Annotated in this window: 20 protein-coding genes; 2 read left to right on the forward strand and 18 right to left on the reverse strand. The window is 64.1% G+C overall.

The genetic code is table 11. The annotated features are described in order from the left end of the window. Positions 1–33: 33 nt before the first annotated feature. Entirely contained in the window at positions 34–348 is a 315-nt protein-coding gene (locus AC3WJM_RS00745; RefSeq protein ID WP_441432708.1) for a hypothetical protein, read from the forward strand. A 20-nt stretch (positions 349–368) separates the two neighbouring features. Here the strand turns inward: AC3WJM_RS00745 and AC3WJM_RS00750 are convergent, their stop codons facing one another. From AC3WJM_RS00750 to AC3WJM_RS00785, 8 genes are all read right to left on the reverse strand, one after another. After that, entirely contained in the window at positions 369–686 is a 318-nt protein-coding gene (locus AC3WJM_RS00750; RefSeq protein ID WP_492270995.1) for an ArsR/SmtB family transcription factor, read from the reverse strand. Then, complete coding sequence (locus AC3WJM_RS00755; protein WP_059388271.1) at positions 683–1,165, reverse strand: SRPBCC family protein; 483 nt, start codon at positions 1,163–1,165, stop codon at positions 683–685. The genes AC3WJM_RS00750 and AC3WJM_RS00755 overlap by 4 nt, the downstream gene beginning before the upstream one ends. Positions 1,166–1,231: 66 nt before the next feature. Next, entirely contained in the window at positions 1,232–2,425 is a 1,194-nt protein-coding gene (locus AC3WJM_RS00760) for a virginiamycin B lyase family protein (protein ID WP_492270996.1), read from the reverse strand. Between the two features lie 88 nt (positions 2,426–2,513). Further along, positions 2,514–3,185: a response regulator gene (locus AC3WJM_RS00765; protein WP_059388273.1), complete on the reverse strand. Its 672-nt coding sequence runs from the start codon at positions 3,183–3,185 to the stop codon at positions 2,514–2,516. After that, entirely contained in the window at positions 3,182–4,831 is a 1,650-nt protein-coding gene (locus AC3WJM_RS00770) for an ATP-binding protein (RefSeq protein WP_492271023.1), read from the reverse strand. Before AC3WJM_RS00770 ends, AC3WJM_RS00765 begins: the two co-directional genes overlap by 4 nt. Before the next feature lie 59 nt (positions 4,832–4,890). Then, positions 4,891–6,273: an amidase gene (locus AC3WJM_RS00775; RefSeq protein ID WP_492270997.1), complete on the reverse strand. Its 1,383-nt coding sequence runs from the start codon at positions 6,271–6,273 to the stop codon at positions 4,891–4,893. Then, entirely contained in the window at positions 6,266–6,442 is a 177-nt protein-coding gene (locus AC3WJM_RS00780; RefSeq protein ID WP_284989448.1) for a hypothetical protein, read from the reverse strand. The genes AC3WJM_RS00775 and AC3WJM_RS00780 overlap by 8 nt, the downstream gene beginning before the upstream one ends. Before the next feature lie 8 nt (positions 6,443–6,450). Beyond that, complete coding sequence (locus AC3WJM_RS00785) at positions 6,451–7,839, reverse strand: amidohydrolase family protein (protein WP_492270998.1); 1,389 nt, start codon at positions 7,837–7,839, stop codon at positions 6,451–6,453. An 81-nt stretch (positions 7,840–7,920) separates the two neighbouring features. On the opposite strand from AC3WJM_RS00785, the gene AC3WJM_RS00790 reads away from it, so the two are divergent. Continuing rightward, the gene (locus AC3WJM_RS00790) at positions 7,921–8,841 is read left to right on the forward strand and encodes a polysaccharide deacetylase family protein (RefSeq protein ID WP_284989446.1); all 921 of its coding nucleotides are present in this window, start codon (positions 7,921–7,923) and stop codon (positions 8,839–8,841) included. On the opposite strand, the gene AC3WJM_RS00795 is transcribed toward AC3WJM_RS00790, so the two are convergent. The 10 genes from AC3WJM_RS00795 to AC3WJM_RS00840 form a co-directional block, all read right to left on the reverse strand. Then, positions 8,831–9,511 (reverse strand): maleate cis-trans isomerase family protein, encoded by a 681-nt coding sequence (locus AC3WJM_RS00795; RefSeq protein WP_492270999.1) that lies wholly within the window; start codon positions 9,509–9,511, stop codon positions 8,831–8,833. The two genes, AC3WJM_RS00790 and AC3WJM_RS00795, sit on opposite strands and share 11 nt — an antisense overlap. 41 nt (positions 9,512–9,552) lie before the next feature. Beyond that, positions 9,553–10,170 carry a helix-turn-helix domain-containing protein gene (locus AC3WJM_RS00800; protein WP_059388278.1) on the reverse strand — a complete coding sequence of 206 codons (618 nt, stop codon included), beginning with the start codon at positions 10,168–10,170 and terminating at the stop codon, positions 9,553–9,555. A gap of 152 nt (positions 10,171–10,322) precedes the next feature. Further along, on the reverse strand, positions 10,323–11,063 hold the full coding sequence (locus AC3WJM_RS00805; RefSeq protein ID WP_492271000.1) for an aldolase/citrate lyase family protein: 741 nt from the start codon (positions 11,061–11,063) through the stop codon (positions 10,323–10,325). Further along, a complete protein-coding gene (locus AC3WJM_RS00810; RefSeq protein WP_492271001.1) occupies positions 11,063–11,497 on the reverse strand; it encodes a cupin domain-containing protein in 435 nt (144 codons plus the stop codon). The genes AC3WJM_RS00805 and AC3WJM_RS00810 overlap by 1 nt, the downstream gene beginning before the upstream one ends. Then, the gene (locus AC3WJM_RS00815; RefSeq protein ID WP_492271002.1) at positions 11,494–12,417 is read right to left on the reverse strand and encodes a polysaccharide deacetylase family protein; all 924 of its coding nucleotides are present in this window, start codon (positions 12,415–12,417) and stop codon (positions 11,494–11,496) included. The genes AC3WJM_RS00810 and AC3WJM_RS00815 overlap by 4 nt, the downstream gene beginning before the upstream one ends. Before the next feature lie 84 nt (positions 12,418–12,501). Beyond that, positions 12,502–13,326 carry an MBL fold metallo-hydrolase gene (locus tag AC3WJM_RS00820; RefSeq protein ID WP_059388282.1) on the reverse strand — a complete coding sequence of 275 codons (825 nt, stop codon included), beginning with the start codon at positions 13,324–13,326 and terminating at the stop codon, positions 12,502–12,504. Further along, a complete protein-coding gene (locus tag AC3WJM_RS00825) occupies positions 13,323–14,063 on the reverse strand; it encodes an MBL fold metallo-hydrolase (protein ID WP_307052701.1) in 741 nt (246 codons plus the stop codon). Before AC3WJM_RS00825 ends, AC3WJM_RS00820 begins: the two co-directional genes overlap by 4 nt. A gap of 29 nt (positions 14,064–14,092) precedes the next feature. Beyond that, positions 14,093–14,767, reverse strand: coding sequence for a cysteine hydrolase family protein (locus tag AC3WJM_RS00830; RefSeq protein ID WP_059388284.1), 675 nt, complete (start codon positions 14,765–14,767; stop codon positions 14,093–14,095). 105 nt (positions 14,768–14,872) lie between these two features. Next, positions 14,873–16,465 (reverse strand): ABC transporter substrate-binding protein, encoded by a 1,593-nt coding sequence (locus tag AC3WJM_RS00835; protein WP_284989437.1) that lies wholly within the window; start codon positions 16,463–16,465, stop codon positions 14,873–14,875. A gap of 73 nt (positions 16,466–16,538) precedes the next feature. Continuing rightward, entirely contained in the window at positions 16,539–17,354 is an 816-nt protein-coding gene (locus AC3WJM_RS00840) for an MBL fold metallo-hydrolase (protein ID WP_269994770.1), read from the reverse strand. Between the last annotated feature and the right edge of the window lie 9 nt (positions 17,355–17,363).

A 17,363-nucleotide genomic window follows, 5' to 3' on the forward strand; every position in this document is an offset into this window, starting at 1 on the left:
GCCACCCCGCGCCATTCGCGGGATAATGGAACCATGGCCGATCAGGATCAGGATCCTTGGGATGAGTTCGACAGGCTCAAGCCCGCGGGACACGATCGCGCCCAGGGCTATCCGGGAGGAGAACCCTTGGGTTTTGGCTTCCAGACGGGCGTGCGGAGCGCAAGGGTGGCCTTTGGTTTCGCCGTCTACACGCTGGTCCTCGGAACCGTTCTGGTCCTCGTCGGAATCATCGACTTCATCGGCACCGGCGAGTTGCTGTGGCTCGGACTGATGGTGCTCATCGAGGCCGCCTTCATCTACGGATTCATCCAACTGGCGCACCAAGCGCGCAACCGACGCTCAACTTAGGCGCGCCCGTTGTCGAAGAATTACAGCCCCTCCGCGATCCGCTTGATCGCGGCCAGGCGGCGGTCCCACTCTGCGCCGATGCGGTCAAGGCTGCGCGCAGTTTCGCTCAGCTGCGAGCCGAGCACCCTGTAGCGCAGTTCGCGGCCGACGCGCAGCGATTCAACGAGTCCGGCGTCCTGCAGCACGGCGAGGTGCTTGGCGATCGCTTGCCGGGTGACCGGGAGCCGCCCGGCGAGGGCCGACGCCGATGCGTCGCCCTCGCCGAGGGCAGCCAGGATGCTCCACCTCGTCTCGTCGCCGAGTGCGGCGAACACTGGAACCAGGGTGCTCGTGGTCACGACCCACCCTCGACATAAGCGGCCAGTTCGTCGAGTTCCGAGTCCCAGCCCTGGCGGTGGCTCTCCATGTTGAACGCCGGATCGCTCGTCGTGTCGAAACCGGTCTCGACGACGGTGAGCTGCGTTCCGCCGTCGAGCGCTTCAAGCGTGAAGCGGAAAACGGTCGAACGGTCAGGATCGACCTCGGTGGGCTGGGTGCCGCGCGCGTCGTCGTTGCTCCAGCGGTAGGCAATCATTCGGGGTGGGTCGAGCTCCTCGATCCGCACCGGGAAGGCGCCGTATCCTTCGAAAGAGAAGACACCGCCGGCGCCGACGGCGACGTCGTCGAGGACGGCGGTCTGTCCAAACCACCGCGCGATGTGCTCGGCTTCGGTGATCGCGGCCCAAACCTTCTCGATTGGTGCTGCGATGGTGATGGTGCGCCTCACGGTGAATTCGCCGGCGTCGACGACGGAGGCCTGGTTTGCAGTCATAGTCATGATTCTGTTCCTTTCAGTCAGTTACTGCAACTACAGGGTTGCATTAAGGTTCCGAAAGAGCAACCCCTAGGTTGCAGATCGAGGCTTGCCGCCGTCGCCAAGGGCGGATCTCTTGCGGCGTCCCGAGGCCACGATGAAGACTGCGACGGCGATTGCCACTATCGCGGCGGCGCCGCCGATTGCAGTGATGATGCTCCAGGGGCTGACAGTCCCGTCGTCGGATTGCGTTCCGGTAGTGGTGGCCGCAGACGCGGGCTTCGAGGCTGCAGAGGTTGTTGCGCCCGCGGCAACCGCGGCGTAACGGGATACCGAGCCGTCGCCGGTACCCTTGCCCGGGCTCGTCACGATGAGCGTCCCGTCCGGAGCCACCGCCAGATGGCCGGAGTTCTTATCAGTGGGAATGGAGGATCCCACAGCTGTTGCGCCCGGCGGGACGACGGACAGCACGCGGTCCTGGACAGCGGTCACGTACAGGGTTCCGTCCTGCCCGACGGCTGCCTCTTGGGGGCCTCCCGGGACGAAGATACGGTACGCGACCGTGTCAGTGTCCGGTTTGATGACAGCTACCCGATCGGAACTGATGTTGGTGACGTAAATTGTTCCGTCGGGCCCGGCGGCGATCCCGTGGGGGTTCTCGGTGTTGCCGGGTGTCGAACTAACCTGAATGGTCCGTGAGACGGCGCTGGCTCCGTAAGGAATGACCGAGACCGTCCCTGCGATTTGGTTCGCGACGAACGCGGTGCCGTCCTTCGTGACTGCGACCTCCACCGGCCCTGCTCCGACGGGTACTGTCCGGCCCACGGTCGATCCGTTCGGTGCAATGACCGACACGGTGTGCTCCGAGTGGTTCGGAACATAGATCGTCCCATCAGGTCCTGCGGCGATCAGATGGCTTCCGGGGGAAACCGGAATTCTCCGGGCCACGCCGCTCGCGCCAGCAGGAATAACGCCCACGTCGTACTGATTGCTGGCGCTGTCCCGTTCCGCGACGTACAGGGTGCCGTCCGGGGCCAATGCCAGGCCGGAGGTATATCCTCCCGTGGTGATAGTCCGGGAAGGCTTAGCGTCTCCGGGCGGTATCACACTGATGCCGCCGGCCGCTCCATAGTTGCCGACATACGCAGTGCCGTCGGAACCAACCACCACGCCAACGGGCACCCCGCTCACGTCCAGAACTTCCGAAGGTGCCGCCATCGCAGGCACAGCGCCCAGATAGGCGAACGCCGTCGCGGCCACGACGGCCAGGCTCCAAATTTTCACTCTTCTTCCCCCAAAATGCCCACAACGGCGCTGGACGCCGGCTCAGCGGAGCGTGCTCCGCGTCTGCAGCATATCCCGCCGCCGGTCCTCACCCCTTGCGCGGCAGATACGTGTTGACCGGGCGGCCGGTCGAACCGTAGGCCAAATGCAGGTCAACTAGTCCTTTGCGTTCCAGTTCGCTGAGATAGCGCTGGGCCGTCGGGCGGCTGATGCCGACGCTGCCGGCAATCTCCGAGGCACCCAAAGGCTCCGTGGAGTGAACCACCATGTCGAGGACTTTTTGCATGGTGGGCGGCAGGCGCCGGGGTGCTTTCGCAGGGGGAGCCGTCCGGCGCAGGCTGAAGAGCTGGTCCACGGTCGCCTGGTCGGCCACGGTCCGGGACTCCGCTTCCTGCCGCCAGCGCCGATAGGCCTCGAGTTGGGTTTGCAGCTGCTCGAAGCCGAACGGTTTGACGAGATAGTACACCGCTCCCCCGCGCATGGCGGCCCGCACGGTCTCAAGGTCCCGGGCGGCGGTGATCATGACGGCGTCGAGCTTTTCGCCGGCTCCCTGAAGGGACCGAAGTAAACTGATGCCGTCTTCATCGGGGAGGTAGACATCCAGCAGAAGAAGGTCCGGTTTGAGCCGCTGCACGGCTTCCCTGGCCTCCGCCGCGGTGTGTGCCTCGCCGACGCATTCGTATCCCTCGATTTTGGCCACGCGGCTGGCGTGGATGCGCGCTACGCGGAAGTCGTCGTCGACCACCAAGGTGCGGATCATTCGATCGATTTTCCTGTCATGACCGGGGTTTCGGATTCCAAACGCGGTTCCGGTAACCAGATTTCAAAGCGTCCCCCGGGTCCGGGGAAAACATCCATGGTTCCTCCCGCACGGTGAACGATCCGGCTCACCAGCGCAAGGCCTATCCCGCGACGCATTCCCGGCCGCGGTTCTTTCGTGGTGAATCCGTCAGCGGTGATCGTGCCCACCAATTCTGCAGGAACACCGGGCCCATTGTCGGTCACGCAAATGAAAATGCCCGAGGAGTCGTCCAGTTGGATGGTCACCTCACGGGGTGTGGGTTGCTCCGCGAGGATCTCGACGGCGTTGTCCAGGAGGTTCCCGACGATCGTCAGCAGTGCTTGCGTTTCAAGGAACGGTTGGCGCAGCTGGGAGTCGTCGGTCACCGAGATTTCCACATCCTGCTCGGCAGCCACGGTGATTTTCGCGAGCAGCAGCGCCGCGAGCTCCGGCGGCTCGATCCGCGAGCGCAGTCCTTCGCCAAGTGAGCGCGAGGTGTCCGAAATCCGCGATACGAAATTCCGCGCCTGGTCCACATCTCCAAGCTCCAAGAGTCCGTCCACCACGTGGAGACGGTTGGCGTACTCATGCTCCTGTGCGCGCAAGGCTTCCATCAGGCCTTCGACCGAGCGAAGGTCGCGGACGAGGCCCTCAACCTCGGTACGATCACGCAATGTGACCACCGAGCCGATGCTCCTTCCAGCCAGGGCAACGGACATCCGGTTGACCACCAGCAAGGCGTCCTCGGTGATCACGATCTGGTCGATTCCGCTGATCTCACCCGTCAGGAGGGAACGAAGCCGTCCGGGCGGCAGAAGATCCTCGATCTTCTCTCCCAGCACGTTTTCTTCGAGATGCAGCAGGGAGCGTGCCTCGGAGTTGATGACGGTGACCCGGCCGTCGTCGTCGAAGCCGATCATCGCCTCGCGGATGCCGTGCAGCAAGGCTTCGCGCTCTTGCAGGAGGGACGCAATCTCCACCGGTTCGAGATCGAAGGTGACCCGCTTGATTCGGCGCGCGAGAAGGGCCGAACCCATGGCACTGATCACGAGCACCACGGCTGAATAGCCGGCGATCAGCAACACCTGCTTGGTGAGTTCGCTGCTTTCCGTGGTCTCCAAGATTCCCACCGAGACCTGCCCGACGACGGTCCCGTCCGCTGCGCGCACCGGCGCCTTGGCGTTGACTGAGTCGCCGAGGCTGCCTTTGTCGATTCCGACGTGGGTCTGCCCGTCAAGGACGGCGACGGGTTCTTCCAGGGTCTGCCCGATGAGGTTTGGATTCGGGTGGGAGTACCGGACACCTTTCCGATCAGTGACCACGACGTAGTCCGGCTGTGCCTGGGACTGGACCTTGCTGGCGATCGCCTGAATCGAGTGCGTGGGATCTCCGTTCCCCAGCGACGTCACGATTTCCGGCATTTGCGCCACCGTCGTGGCGATTCCCAGCGCCCGGAGCCTGTACTGGTCTTCGAGTGTCTGGTTGCTGATCTGGGTGTAAAGAAGCGCGCCCAGAGTGACTGTCACAAAGAGGATGCAGAGCAACCACACCAGAATCTGGGAGGCAAGGGGCCGGGCCTTCCAGCGCGCGCCGAAAAATCGCAAGCCACGCGACTCTGGATGCACTGCCAACCTCTTCCTACTCTCCTAGTAGCTTATGTGACAAAGTTCACGGCTACTACGGCTCAGCGACGTACCGGCACCTTGGCATGCCACGAGGTGTGTTTCTCATAGACGTGCGCGATGCCCAAGAGGTCTGCCTCCGCGAATTCCCGTCCCAGGAAATGCATCCCCACCGGCTGTCCTCCGGCAAATCCGCACGGGATGCTGAGTCCGGGCATTCCGGTGAGGTTGGCCGGCGAGAGCATCATGAGCGCGCTGGAGAGGGAATCCTTCCCCGTTGAGCCGGTGAGCGAATGGGACATGTCAGCTTCGATCGGCGCGATGGACGGCAGCGTCGGGGACACCAAAGCCTGGACTCCTGCGTTGTCCATGGCAGTCCGCAGGGAGGCGCGAAGATACGAGCGCACTTGATGCGCCAACTGGACGTCTTCTCGCGGCACCAAGGCGCCGGTTTCGATCATCACGCGGGTTCCGCGGAGATACTTGTCAGCGCTTCCGGCCAATAGTTCGCGATGGTGTTCAACCGATTCGGACAGCGAAATCGCCAAGCTCGCCGGCAGGGCCATCTTCAGTTCCGGGAGGGACACCTCAACAAGCTCCACCCCGAGTCCTTGCAAAACCATCAGAGCCTGCTCAAGGACCGCAGCCACTTCCGGCGTGACCTCCCACTCGGCCCAAGCGCCACGATCCACCGCCACCCGGGTCGGGGCCGGCATCGCCTCGGGGAGCACCATCTCCTGAAGGCGTGCCGCCGTCGCGGGCTCCAGCATGCCTTGGAGCAGCACCGCACAATCCGACACGCTTCGAGTGATCGGACCGATGTGGTCGAGGGTATGGCTGACGTTGAGAACGCCCGAACCGTCCACCAGTCCGGCCGTGGCTTTGAGGCCCACCAGCCCGTTGACCGACGCCGGATTCCGCACCGATCCACCGGTATCCGTGCCCAGGGCGCCCGGTGCGCTCCCGACGGCCACGGCCACTCCCGAACCGATGCTGGACCCGCCGGCGTAGCGCTCCGCCCCCCAGGGATTTTTCGACGGCGGGGTCCCTTGTCCGAAGGCGAACTCATGGGTCACCGTCTTGCCCAGGATCACTGCCCCGTTCCGCCGCAAGTGCCTCACCACACCGGCGTCGTCGGAAGCAACTCGGCCCCTGAGCGCCAGGGAGCCGCCTTCAGCCGGCATCCCGCGCACGTCGATGACGTCCTTCACGCCAAGCGGAATCCCGTGGAGCGGTCCGAGAAACTCTCCGCGCGCCGCGCTATTGTCCGCGGCGCGGGCCGCGTTTCGGGCGCCTAGCCGGTCGACGTGGACCCACGCATGCACTGAATCTTCGGTGGCCTCGAGCCGCCCGATGACGGATTCCACGAGTTCGGCCGCCGAAAGTTCGCCGCGGCGCAGGAGCCCGGACGCCTCCGTGATTCCCAGTTCCCATGCTTCAGTCATTCGCGCCACCTCCCCGGGCTTCCGGCAAACGTCGGGGGTCGAAATCGGCCCTCAACGCGGCCATGCCGCGCTGAAAGTCATTGAATGAGCGTTCGACGGCGGCCGCGTCCTCCCGCTGGATGGCCTCGCCAACCAGCTCGATGAGTCGCGCGGACTGCTCTGGAGTCAAGAGCCCGTTCACCGGTGCGCCGCCGGAGTCAGCCGACCGTCCCGCACCACGCAGACGCCGCCGACGAAGACGAACCGTACGTCGCGGAAGTCTTCGGCGCTGGCGACGACGACGTCGGCATCCCGTCCCGTTTCAATCCGCCCGCCGTTCGGCGCAATCCCCGGAATCAACCCGGTCACAGAGGATGTTGCCATGGCCACTGCTCCGGCCAAGGTTCTGTAGCCATGCTCGGCCACATCCTGCACGGCCGAGATCAATTCATCGTGGTGGCCCTCGTGGCCGTAGTCCGTTGCGAGGACATCCACCAGCCCGGGCTCCTGCAGCAGAACATCCCAGTGCTCCCGCGTGGTCACGGTCTGTTTGCGGTGCAGGAGGTCGAAAACCGAGACTTCGGCCGGCCAACCGTGGTCCCTGCCGAGCTTGGCCAGCGCAAGCGCCTCCGCGGGAGTGTGCGAGGGGTGGTTGGCGTGGGAGGCAATGACGCTCGCCTTCGACCCGCCTGCCGTGGCCCGTGGTGTCCCGTCCATGAGTTCGCGCATGACCCGGGCTGTCGCGGCTGCACTGTGCACAATCGCCGGGACGCCGAACCGAGCCGCGGCCTGGACGCCCTCCCGGATGCCGTTGAGTGCTGGCTCGATGGAAGGCAACACGGAATCCGCGATGATTTTCCGCAATGCGACGAGGCCGATCTGTCCTTCCAAGCCGGCTTCGGCGGCCGCGGCGCGCAGTTCGGCCATGTCGCAAGCCTCGGGATCGATGAAGCGGCCAAGGACGGCTTCCTTCATCCGCCGGGCCTGCGCCGAGTGCACGCGCACGCCGCTCGCCTTTTCGATGGCGCGGGGGATGTAGCTCAGGTCCTGCCCTCCCCCGCCGAGGGTTTGTCCGCCGCCGAGCTCCCCGATCGCGATCGCGCCGTCCTCGAGCATCCTCTCCACCGTACGGTGGCCGGACTGGGCGGGCAGTCCCCTGCCGTCAGCCATTCGTGCGGCCCGCTCAGCCTCGGGCAAGTATGTCGTTGCTCCACGGACCTGGACCGCATGGCGGCGGTCGGCTTCCCGGACATGGTCCATGGTGCAGAAACCGCAAAGGTTCAGCACTGTGGTAGTTCCCGCAAGAAGGTGGCGGTCAAGATTCGCGAGCCACTCGTCGTCGGGCAGCGCGGGGGCGCCGCTGGGCATGAGCGGCCCGGGAGTCACCCCATGGACGTGGCTATTGATGAGACCAGGCATCACGACGCATCCGCCCGCATCGATCACCTCGCCGTCGAACGCTTGATCGCGATCCCAACGCTCGAGAACGTCGGCGACGCGACCGCGGCGCAGGATCACTGCTCTTGATTCGAGCACCGTACTGCCTGTGCCTGGCACTACGGTGCCACCGTGGATGAGCGTAGACATTCGACTCCCTATCGATTACGTTCATGATATCGAAGTATCTTCACTATAACCACAGAGAAAAAGCGCAGAGGAGATTCCACAGTGCCAGTCCCCTCCACCTCCCGGGATTTCGTGGGCTACGGCGAGCATCCACCGGAGTTCCGCTGGCCTGGGGATGCACGCGTTGCCGTGTCCCTGGTGATCAATGTCGAAGATGGAGCGGAGCGCAGCATCGCCCGCGGGGGCCCAGCGGACGATCTTGGAGCCCACTGGATCAAGCACCCCGCCCACCCCACGGTCCGGAACCTCACGCTGGAATCCGCTTTCGAATACGGATCACGGGCAGGCATCTGGCGCGTGTTGCGCATTCTGAGGCGCCACGACGCGAGGGCAACGGCTTTCTGCTGCGCCACGGCGCTTGAGCAAAACCCGCAGATCGCTGCTGCGCTCGTCAGGGACGGCCACGAAATTGCCGACCACGGTTACAACTGGGATACCCACGCCGGGCTCGCTCCCGAGGAGGAGCGCGCGCTCATTACCGCTTCCCGCGACTCCATCGCCCGAAGCACCGGCGTTCCGCCGACCAGCTGGTACTCCCGCGACGGACTCAACCCTGGCACGCGGGACATTCTCGCCGCCGCTGGATTCATGTACGAGTCCAATAGCTTCAACGATGACTTGCCGCACTCCGGAACCGGGATGGACAAGGCGGGGAAGGACGGAACAGGGTTGCCCGTGCTGCCCTACGCCGGTGACACCAACGACTCGGGCCTCTTCAGGCAGTTCCCCACGGCCACCGCGTTCGCGCGCCACTTGTGCGGCACGCTCGACATGATGCTCACTGACAGCCGGCACGGCCCGTCCGTCATGAACGTGGGCTTGCACCCGCGCCTCATTGGCCGGCCTGCCTACGCCGCCGCCCTGGATGCGTTCTTGTCCCACGCGGGCAAAAACCAAGCGTGGATTGCGACGCGATCGCAGATCATCCAGGCCTGGCTGCTGAAGACGAGCCCTAGGCCCTAGCGAGCAGCGCGCCCCAACCAGGGATCGGGCGCGCAGTTCCGGCCAGCCGGAGGAGATGCCACAGCGTGGCTGTTGCGCTGTCGACCACGGGCACGCCGAATTCGGATTCGAAGCCGGCCGCAAGATAGGCGGAGCGAAGGTTCGTCCCGATACAGACCACCGCGTCGACGTCGGAACCAAAGGCGGGCTTCATGAGCGCGCCGATTTCGGTGCTGGACATCCGCGAGATCTCCGGATTGGACATCGACGTCGCGGGCACCGAGGAACGGACTACTTCCAGGCCGCTGGCTGCGTACTCACGTTCAATGAGTGCCACGATGCCCGCGGGGCCGGGAAAAACGACGGCGACCCGGCCGGCGTCGAGCGCTTCCAGGGCGGCCACGAGCGCGAGGGACGCCGTGGTGGCTGGCGCGCCGGTGGCCTGCGTCAATGATTCGGCGAGTGCCCGGTCGCCTTCGAGGCCGGTCCAGGATCCCGACGTTCCATGGAACGCGATGGCATCCATCTCAGCATCGCTGAGCAGTGACGGCGCGTCGCCGAGAACCGTCGCATCGATGCGGTCATCGAGGTCCGCCGGGAGCCGGAAGCGGCTGTAGTGGACGCCGACGTCGGGCGATCCGGCCAGGATGTCGGCTGTCAGGGACTCCGCGTTAGAGTTCGACGACGGCACGAGCATTCCCAAACGGGACGACGGGCCGGGCGGGCGGCTGGTCAATGCGATTTGCCCAGCGACGGCGGCGTCGAGATCGCCACCATGACGGCCGCGGTGTCCGTGAGGTTGCTCCACCAATGCGGCAGCGTGGCATCATAGGTCAGGCTGTCGCCCTCGCCCAAGGTGAACTCCTGCCCGCCAACACTCGCCACGAGCGTGCCGGTCTGGACCACGACGCACTCCTCACCCTCGTGCGAATGCGGAACCTCCGCGCCGTCGAAATGCGCGGGGATGGTCATGTTGATGACGCCAAGCTTCCGGTCCGCATCCGGCACGATCAGTTCCATGACGATTCCCTGCGAAGGAATCTCGATGCGGCGGCGATCGGCCCGGCGCACCAGCATGTGGTTCTGCGTCTCGCTGGGGTCGGTAAACATGCTCGCCAACGGCACACCGAGGGAATTGGCGAGGCGAAGGAGCGTGGCGAATGACGGATTACCGATGCCGCGCTCGATCTGGCTGATCAGTCCGGCGCTGACGCCGGCCCGGTCCGCCAATTCCTCGACTGTGAATCGCCCCGCACGCTGTTCCTTGAGCATGGCCCCCAAGTGGGTGATCCACAGGTTGCGGTGCAGAGTGTCATCGTCGTCGACTTTAACAACTTCCGTGCTTCCCAATACGGCTCCTCAGTGTTCCAGCACTCATCAGTATATCGAAGACTCGTCAACTAAACGAAGGATCCTGGCTGGATCCTCCGGCGTCGAGCCCTTCTTCATCGTCACAGCATGCCAGCATCGGCATCGCTGCAGAAGAACCACGCGGTTCATTTTCACAGGGAGTCACACCTCGTCACCCGGGTCTCCGGAGCGACGGCATCAGCCAGCTGCGCGATCATCGAGGCGAGCTCACGCTCCCAGTACACCGCGGCGCGATCGGCGCCCCGGGCGTGGACATCGCCGGCACTGGCAATGTCCGCGGCAGGAAGGCCCACGCTTTGGCCGGCAGCGCCGAGGACGTCGACGACGCGCTGGACGGATTCCTCAAGAGCGACCGCCCCGGGCCTCCCCTGTTTCATCAGTTCGCCGGCCAGGTCCGTGGGGCCAACCCAGCCGCCGTCGAAACACTCCAACGCGACGAAGTCTTCGACGGCGTCGACGGCTTCCACCGTCTCAAAAAGGACCGTCAGCCGGGGCTCCAGCGAATAGTCCGCACCAAACGCCGAGGCGAACGAAGCCTGTTTCGGCCGGAACCCATAAGGGCTGAACCTCGTCGCCCGATAGGCCCTTTCAAGTTCCTTTGGATGCCGCACCCTGGGGAGCACAATCTCGTCCACGCCCGTGTTCGCGAACGCCACCAAGGTCATGTCGTCGAGGTCGGGGACACGGACGGCCACCCGGGTATTGGCGCCCGACAGTCGCTGGACCGCATCCGCGCAGTGCTGCAAGGTCAATGTTGTCTGCTCTGCGTCGAGGACCACGAAATCCAGGTTTCGGTAGGCAACCACGGACAACAGCGTGGGGGTCGGCTCGGCCGTGATGAGTCCGACCTGCCGGACCAGCGACGCCGCCATCACTCGTCCGCCACGAACTGCCAGTCGGCGGGCTTGCTGACGCCGACAACAAGGTTGACGTCTTCGTCGCCGTCGTTGGTTATGCCGTGGGTGGTGCCGCGGGGAATGTAGATGCCATCGCCAGGCTTGGCCCGGTACTCGGTGTCGCCCAGATGGACGAGAGGTTCGCCCGAGATGACCACGTAGAACTCGGAGGCATCGGGGTGGTGATGGCACAGGTGATGTTGCCCGGGGAGGATCCTGCCCCAACTGACGCAGAGGTCGTCGGAGCCGCTCAGGTCACGCGAGATGAGCGTAGAGACGAGCCCCTGGTCCCTTTGTCCGCGCAATCCCGTCTTCTCCAACGCCGTGAAGCCTTGCTCATCCACGTTGTGGACCAAGCGCGAAATGTCCGTGGCCACTGGAGTCCGTCCTCCCGGCATCGACGTCGTCACGCGCGGCCTTCGTACGCCGCTTCGAGCCGGCCGGCGGCAGGCGGGTTGGCGACCCACCACCGGGCAATTTCCTCCCTAGTGGCGAACCAAACGTCGTTCCGGGCACGGGCATACTCCAGGAAGCGCCTGACGCCCAAGGCCACGCTGGGCCGCCCACCGATGCGCAAGTGCACTCCCACGGACATCATCCTGGGCACGGTTTCCCCTTCGATCAGAAGGCAGTCGAGGCTGTCCTTCAGTACATTGAAGAAGTCATCCGCTGTCCCGAGGCTTCCGGGACCCCAAAACCTCGCGTCGTTCGTGTCGCCTGAGTAAGGGACCACCAGGTGGCGGGATTCCCCGGCGGAGACAAAATACGGCAGGTCATCCGCGTAGGAATTGGAGTCATAGAGGAAGCCCTCGTCCTTGAGGATCGCACGGGTGTTCTCCGTGATTCCTTCGCGGACGTACCAACCCACCGGCCGGACACCCGAGACTCCCTCGATCGCCGCGACGCAGGCCCGGATTTCGGCCAGTTCCTCGGCCGGAGTCATTCCAACGGTCCCCCGCCATTTGTAGCCGTGCGCGCAAATCTCGTGTCCATCGCGCACGATCGCCTGGGCGGCCTCCGGGTTTCGTTCCAGGGCTACACCGCACGCCATGAATGTCGCGGGCACGTTGTAGTCCCGGAGCAAAGCCAGAAAGCGCCAGATGCCTACCCTGCTGCCGTACTCGAAGAAGGATTCCTTCATCAGGCTCCGCCGGCCCGGGTCCGAAGACCATCCACCGAAAATCGTGACGTCTTCATCGCTTTCATCACCGGCTTCTATAGAGCTCTCCGCGCCTTCCTCGTAGTTGATGACCATGGAGATGGCCACCTTGGCACCATTCGGCCACGTCACGACCGGGGGGTTTTCCCCGTATCCAATGAGGTCTCGCATTGACTCACTCCTTGCCGTTCGTCGCTATCAATCGAAGCGTCGAATTCTAGAATTCATTATATTGAACTGAACTTCACTATGCAATCAGCGGCCTTCCGCATAGACCCTTCTGTGCGCGGCCAATGACGTCCTGAGCATTCCGTCGACATCGTCGATCACGTTGCCGTGGGCCGGCCCGATCAGTTTCGTGGGAAGCGTGTCCAGTACCGCTTCGATCGCCTCGAAGGCATCACTGACGTCCACGAACTTCGTCCAGTAGAGCGCCCTCCCGGTGCCATACGCCGCTTGGTCCACGGTGGGAGGTTCCGGCATCTCGCCCGACAACAGGCGGCATTGGCCGGGAAGGTGGACCGGTTCGTCGTCGTCCTCTGCTTCCCCGTCTCCGCGCGCTGCGGGGACATCGTGGATAAAGGAGAAGCCGTCCGAAACGAACATCATCCGGGCGCCGTCGTCGTGGCCCCAGAGAGTGTTCTCCAGGTCCCGGATGAAGGCCGGAAGGAAGCGGAACTCCCGATTGCCAAGATCGATCCGGCTTCCGGCCGCCTGTGTCCGGAACCTGGAGCGGTATTCGGGGAAATGCAGGTGGTAGTCACGGACATCCCCCACTACGAGCGCCCCGGGATACTTGTCCAGCAGGGCAGGCAGGTTGCCGGCGTGCGGGATCTCGGGATGGGTCGGGAACACATAATCCAGGGGACGTTCACCGAGAACCAATTCAAGCTGGGCGAGAAGGAGGGCGCGGTGAGCCGGATCCCCCGTGTCCACCAAGAGCGTCGCTTTGGAGCCCACCACCAGGTAGGAGGAGACGTGATAGTGGACTTCCTGCCCCTGGGCGTTGGCCGACAGGCAGCCACCCAGCCAATAGGTTCCGTCGGCAAGCCATCGGAGTTCGACTGCATCGTGCTTCACTGGACTCTCACTCTCTGGATCCCCACTTCCTCGATTGCCCGCGCCAGCTGCTGTGCCTGCTCAAGGCACAGGTCCCTGCCCACAAAGGGTGTCCCGTAGCCGGGCCCGACGGCGCGGACATCGCGGTCCCGGAAGATGTCGGCAACGTTCCTGGCGATCGGCCCGGTATCTGCCCCTGTGAACCAGCGGAATTTCCGGAGCCCCTCGCGGGTCTCCGGCTTCGCACTCCCGCCGTGCGTGAACGCATCCGAGGTCAGCAGCGCGCCCGATTCCGGATCGAACACCCAGAGGGTCGGCAGGAGCCGGAGGAGCGGCGACACGAGTTCGACGACGACGCCGTCCTGCACTTCTACGCGCATCGACGTCCCCGGATCCACGGCAATCCGCTTGGATTCGGCCTTCGAACGGGGCACGGTGATTCCGCCCGTGTACCAGACCGCGCCAACCGCAAAGTGTTCCTCGATGGCCGGGATGTTGAGGCAGCATTCCATTTCTGTCCTGGTGAGGACAATGGATAGTGGCTCTCCGGGTGACAGCAGCCGGTCGAGCTGTTCGATGATGCCTTCCTGGTGAAGGCGAATCCCGGTGTCCACCAGCACTGAACCGGACGGCCCCTTGATCAAGTAGCAGTTCACCGCTTGCGCACGCTGTACGCCAGGCGGGCACCAGCTCACGCGCTCATCCAGTTCGATGTCCCCGCCGAGCCGGTAGATCCGGCCGCTCAGCAAACCGCCCATTTTCACTCCTTCCCTTGGATCCGGATGGTTCAGGAGGCGCTGGCTGTCTCCCAGACAGCAATGGCTTCGTCGAGGGTGCAGACGTCGTGCCGGGCCCGCATGACGGTCAACGCGGCGTCGTGCACCACCGTGTCGTAGGCTCCCACCGCATCCTCGAGCAGCACGGCATAGAAGTCGTTGTGCACGGCGTCGCGCAGGGTCGCTTCGACGCAGCCACCGGTGGAAACGCCCACGAGCGCTACCGACTCAATCCCCTGGCTGCGCAACAGCAGGGCGAGTTCGGTGGCGATGAATGCGCTGGGGCGTCGCTTGGTGATCACGACTTCCCCGTCTTCGGGCGTGCAGGGTTCGCAGAATTCGGTCGCGGGGTCGCCTTTGGCACTGAGCTTGCCGAGGTCAATGGGGCGGCCGTTCGCTGCGGTATAGAGGGCACGCAGCCAGGCCGCCGGCGAGCTTGCGCCGTCGGGAAGGTTCTCGACGCGTATGTGGAAAACCGGCACCCCATTGGCACGGGCCGCGGTGATGGCCCGCCCGCATTTTTCGACAACGGACGGCATCATGCTCATGTCATGTCCGGAATCCCCTATTGCGCCACCGTGCGAAACAGCTCCCACCTGCATGTCGATGACAACCAGTGCAGTAGTGGCGGGATCGAGCAGTTCCTCGAGGGTGTCGCGGACGGGTTTGCCGCAGATTTCAATCATGGTTTCTTCCTTCAAGCGGATCCGGGGTCACAGCGGATATGGGGTCGGGTGAGTCCTGGCCGGCGGTCGCCCCGCCGGCCAGAACCATGTGCTTCTTGGGATTTGCTACTTGCCCAGACCGGCGAAATAGACCTGGTCGTTGGTGAGCGGTACCGCACCCGTCAAGGTGTCTTGCTTGACGATCAGGTTCCGGACCTCCACCAGGGAGAGGATCGGGGCGCCCTGGTCCACCAGTCCGGCCATCTTCTTGAGCAGGGCCGTCCGCTGGTCCGTGTTCGTGCTCGGGGTGGCGGCCAGCTGGGTCCGGGCGGCATCGAATTCAGGATTGGACCATCCGGTGCTGTTGCTCGGAGCTCCCGTGGAGTAGAACGCGTAGGTGTAGAACGCGGGGTCTGCGATGACGATCGGCTCGGAGTACAGGACGGCCTGGAAGCGTCCGTCGATGAGCGCCGAGGAGAAGTCGGTCGGGCTCGCAACGTTCAACAGCTGCACCGTGATGCCCACCTTCGCCAGCATGGATTGGATGAGGACGGCTGAACTCTTCGCGACGGGACCCGGGCGGCTCACGCTGTAGCTGAGTGTCAGGGGGAATCCGTTCGCGTACTGGGTCTGTGCCAGCAGCTTCTTGGCCCCGTCGGGGTCATATTTGTAGGTGGGCGAATCCTTCACCGCGGGAAAGATCGAGCCCGCCGGGTCCGCGAGGCCGGCGTAGGCACCCTTGGCCAGGGCGGCCCGGTCGATCGCCATGGAGACTGCCTGGCGAACCTTCTCGTCTGCCAGCGGACCGGTCTTCGTGTTGAACATCATGGTGTCGCGTGTCTGGCTGGTGCACTTGAGGACACTTACCCCACTGACACCGGTCATGGAGCTGTATTGGTCATATTCGAAGCCGTTGGCAATCTGGGCCTCGCCGGTCTTCACCAATTGGGTCCGGGTCGCGGTGTCGGGAACGGCCTTGACCACAACCCGCTTTACCGAGCCTCGATCGCCTCCCCAGTTCGGGTCCGCGGTCACCGTCAGGGACGTCCCGGGAGTAAACTCCTCGAGCTTCCACCCGCTGTAATCGGCCAGGTTCTTCGAGAGCCACTTGTTGGCCGTGGGGTCATCCGGCGTGACGTGAAGTTTCGCTTCCTTGCTGTCGTGGATGTAGAAGAGATTGTTCTGCAGTGACTCGAGCGTGTATGACGTCATGCCGAGGGTGTTGAGTTCAACAGTGCGGTCATCGATCACCGTGACGAGGTTGTCCACATTGAATCCGCTGCTCTTGAGCGTCCCCTTCATGACGGGCTGCCGCACCATCCCGATCGCGAGGCTCCATTTCACGTCCTCGGCCGAGAGGGTGTTTCCAAACTGGCTCGTCAGCTTCCGCAGCTTGACGATGACCCCCTTGCCGTCCGGGGCGGCAACCGCACTTTCGGCGAGCCGGCCGGTCACCGCAGTAGACGGCGTCGAGCATGATTGGTCATCAGTTGCGCCGGTCTTGTACTCCAGCAACTGGGAACCGAGTCCGCTGAGCACAACGTGTGATGCACTGCCGCCCCACGGGGCGGGGGTGAGGCTGTCCGGGAGGGCGCCGACCGCAATGACGACCGACTCCGGCTTGGCCACCGCCGCGGTGGGAGTGGCTCCCCCGCATCCGGTGAGCGACACAGCTGCCGCTGCTGCGACCCAGCCGAGCAATAAACGCGAATTCTTCATAAGCCTGGTTCCAATTTCTGTACAGAGGGAAAGGACGTGTTACGAGTAGTGCGCTGCTGATGGGGGCAGTGGATTAGTAACGGTAGGCGTGCTTGTGGCCGGCCCGGATGATGGGCGCCACCTCCGGAATATTGGTGATCACGTTGCCGTGGGTGGGCGCTACGATCTTGACCCCAAGGTCATCCATCAGCTTGCCGACCCGGTCGTAAACCTGGTCGGCGTCGTTGGCGAATCTGGCCCAGTACAACGCGCTGCCGGTAAAGAAGGCTGCGTTCTCGACCGCGATGGGTGCCGAGAGTTCATCTGTTGTCAGGCCACATTCGCCGGGGAGGTGCACCGGATCCTCATCATCGAGTTCCGGGCGGTGCATGTAGCAAAAACCGTCGGCCGTGAAAAGCACGCCCGACTTCGGTACGAAGCCCCATTGGGTATTTGGCAGGTCCCTGATCATGGCCTCGACGATCACGAATTCATACCCGCCGCCGAGATCCACTTTGTCCCCGGGAACCCGGGCGTGCAGGTTGGGCACGATCTGCGGGTAGAAGAGGTGGTAGTCCCGGATGTCGCCGACAACCTTGATATCGGGGTACTTCTCCACGAGGCGCGGAAGGTTTCCCGTGTGCGGAAGCTCCGGATGCGTCGGGAAGACGTAGCTCAGCGGTTTGTCCCCGAGCAATCCGTCAAGGGTTTCCGAAATGATGTTCCAGCTGGAGGGGTTGCCCGTATCAATGAGGATGGACGACTCGGTCCCTTGTGCCAGGTACGTGGAGGTGTGCCCGTGGATAACGCGGTCCTGGAGGTGGAACGGCAGGCACGAACTCATCCAGGTGACGCCGTCGGCTACCTCGCGCGGAAGGTCGCGGCTCATGGTTTCTACTAGTTCTTCCATCGGGATTCT

The sequence above is a fragment of the Arthrobacter sp. FW306-1B-G06A genome (genome assembly GCF_058781765.1).

Coding starts and splice junctions, on each gene's coding strand:
- AC3WJM_RS00825 (WP_307052701.1), bottom strand. CDS start 14,063: ATGGGCGGTTTGCTGAGCGGCCGGATCTACCGGCTCGGCGGGGACATC.
- AC3WJM_RS00835 (WP_284989437.1), bottom strand. CDS start 16,465: ATGAAGAATTCGCGTTTATTGCTCGGCTGGGTCGCAGCAGCGGCAGCT.
- AC3WJM_RS00840 (WP_269994770.1), bottom strand. CDS start 17,354: ATGGAAGAACTAGTAGAAACCATGAGCCGCGACCTTCCGCGCGAGGTA.
- AC3WJM_RS00785 (WP_492270998.1), bottom strand. CDS start 7,839: ATGTCTACGCTCATCCACGGTGGCACCGTAGTGCCAGGCACAGGCAGT.
- AC3WJM_RS00765 (WP_059388273.1), bottom strand. CDS start 3,185: ATGATCCGCACCTTGGTGGTCGACGACGACTTCCGCGTAGCGCGCATC.
- AC3WJM_RS00805 (WP_492271000.1), bottom strand. CDS start 11,063: ATGGCGGCGTCGCTGGTCCGGCAGGTCGGACTCATCACGGCCGAGCCG.
- AC3WJM_RS00745 (WP_441432708.1), top strand. CDS start 34: ATGGCCGATCAGGATCAGGATCCTTGGGATGAGTTCGACAGGCTCAAG.
- AC3WJM_RS00775 (WP_492270997.1), bottom strand. CDS start 6,273: ATGACTGAAGCATGGGAACTGGGAATCACGGAGGCGTCCGGGCTCCTG.
- AC3WJM_RS00815 (WP_492271002.1), bottom strand. CDS start 12,417: ATGCGAGACCTCATTGGATACGGGGAAAACCCCCCGGTCGTGACGTGG.
- AC3WJM_RS00755 (WP_059388271.1), bottom strand. CDS start 1,165: ATGACTATGACTGCAAACCAGGCCTCCGTCGTCGACGCCGGCGAATTC.
- AC3WJM_RS00830 (WP_059388284.1), bottom strand. CDS start 14,767: ATGATTGAAATCTGCGGCAAACCCGTCCGCGACACCCTCGAGGAACTG.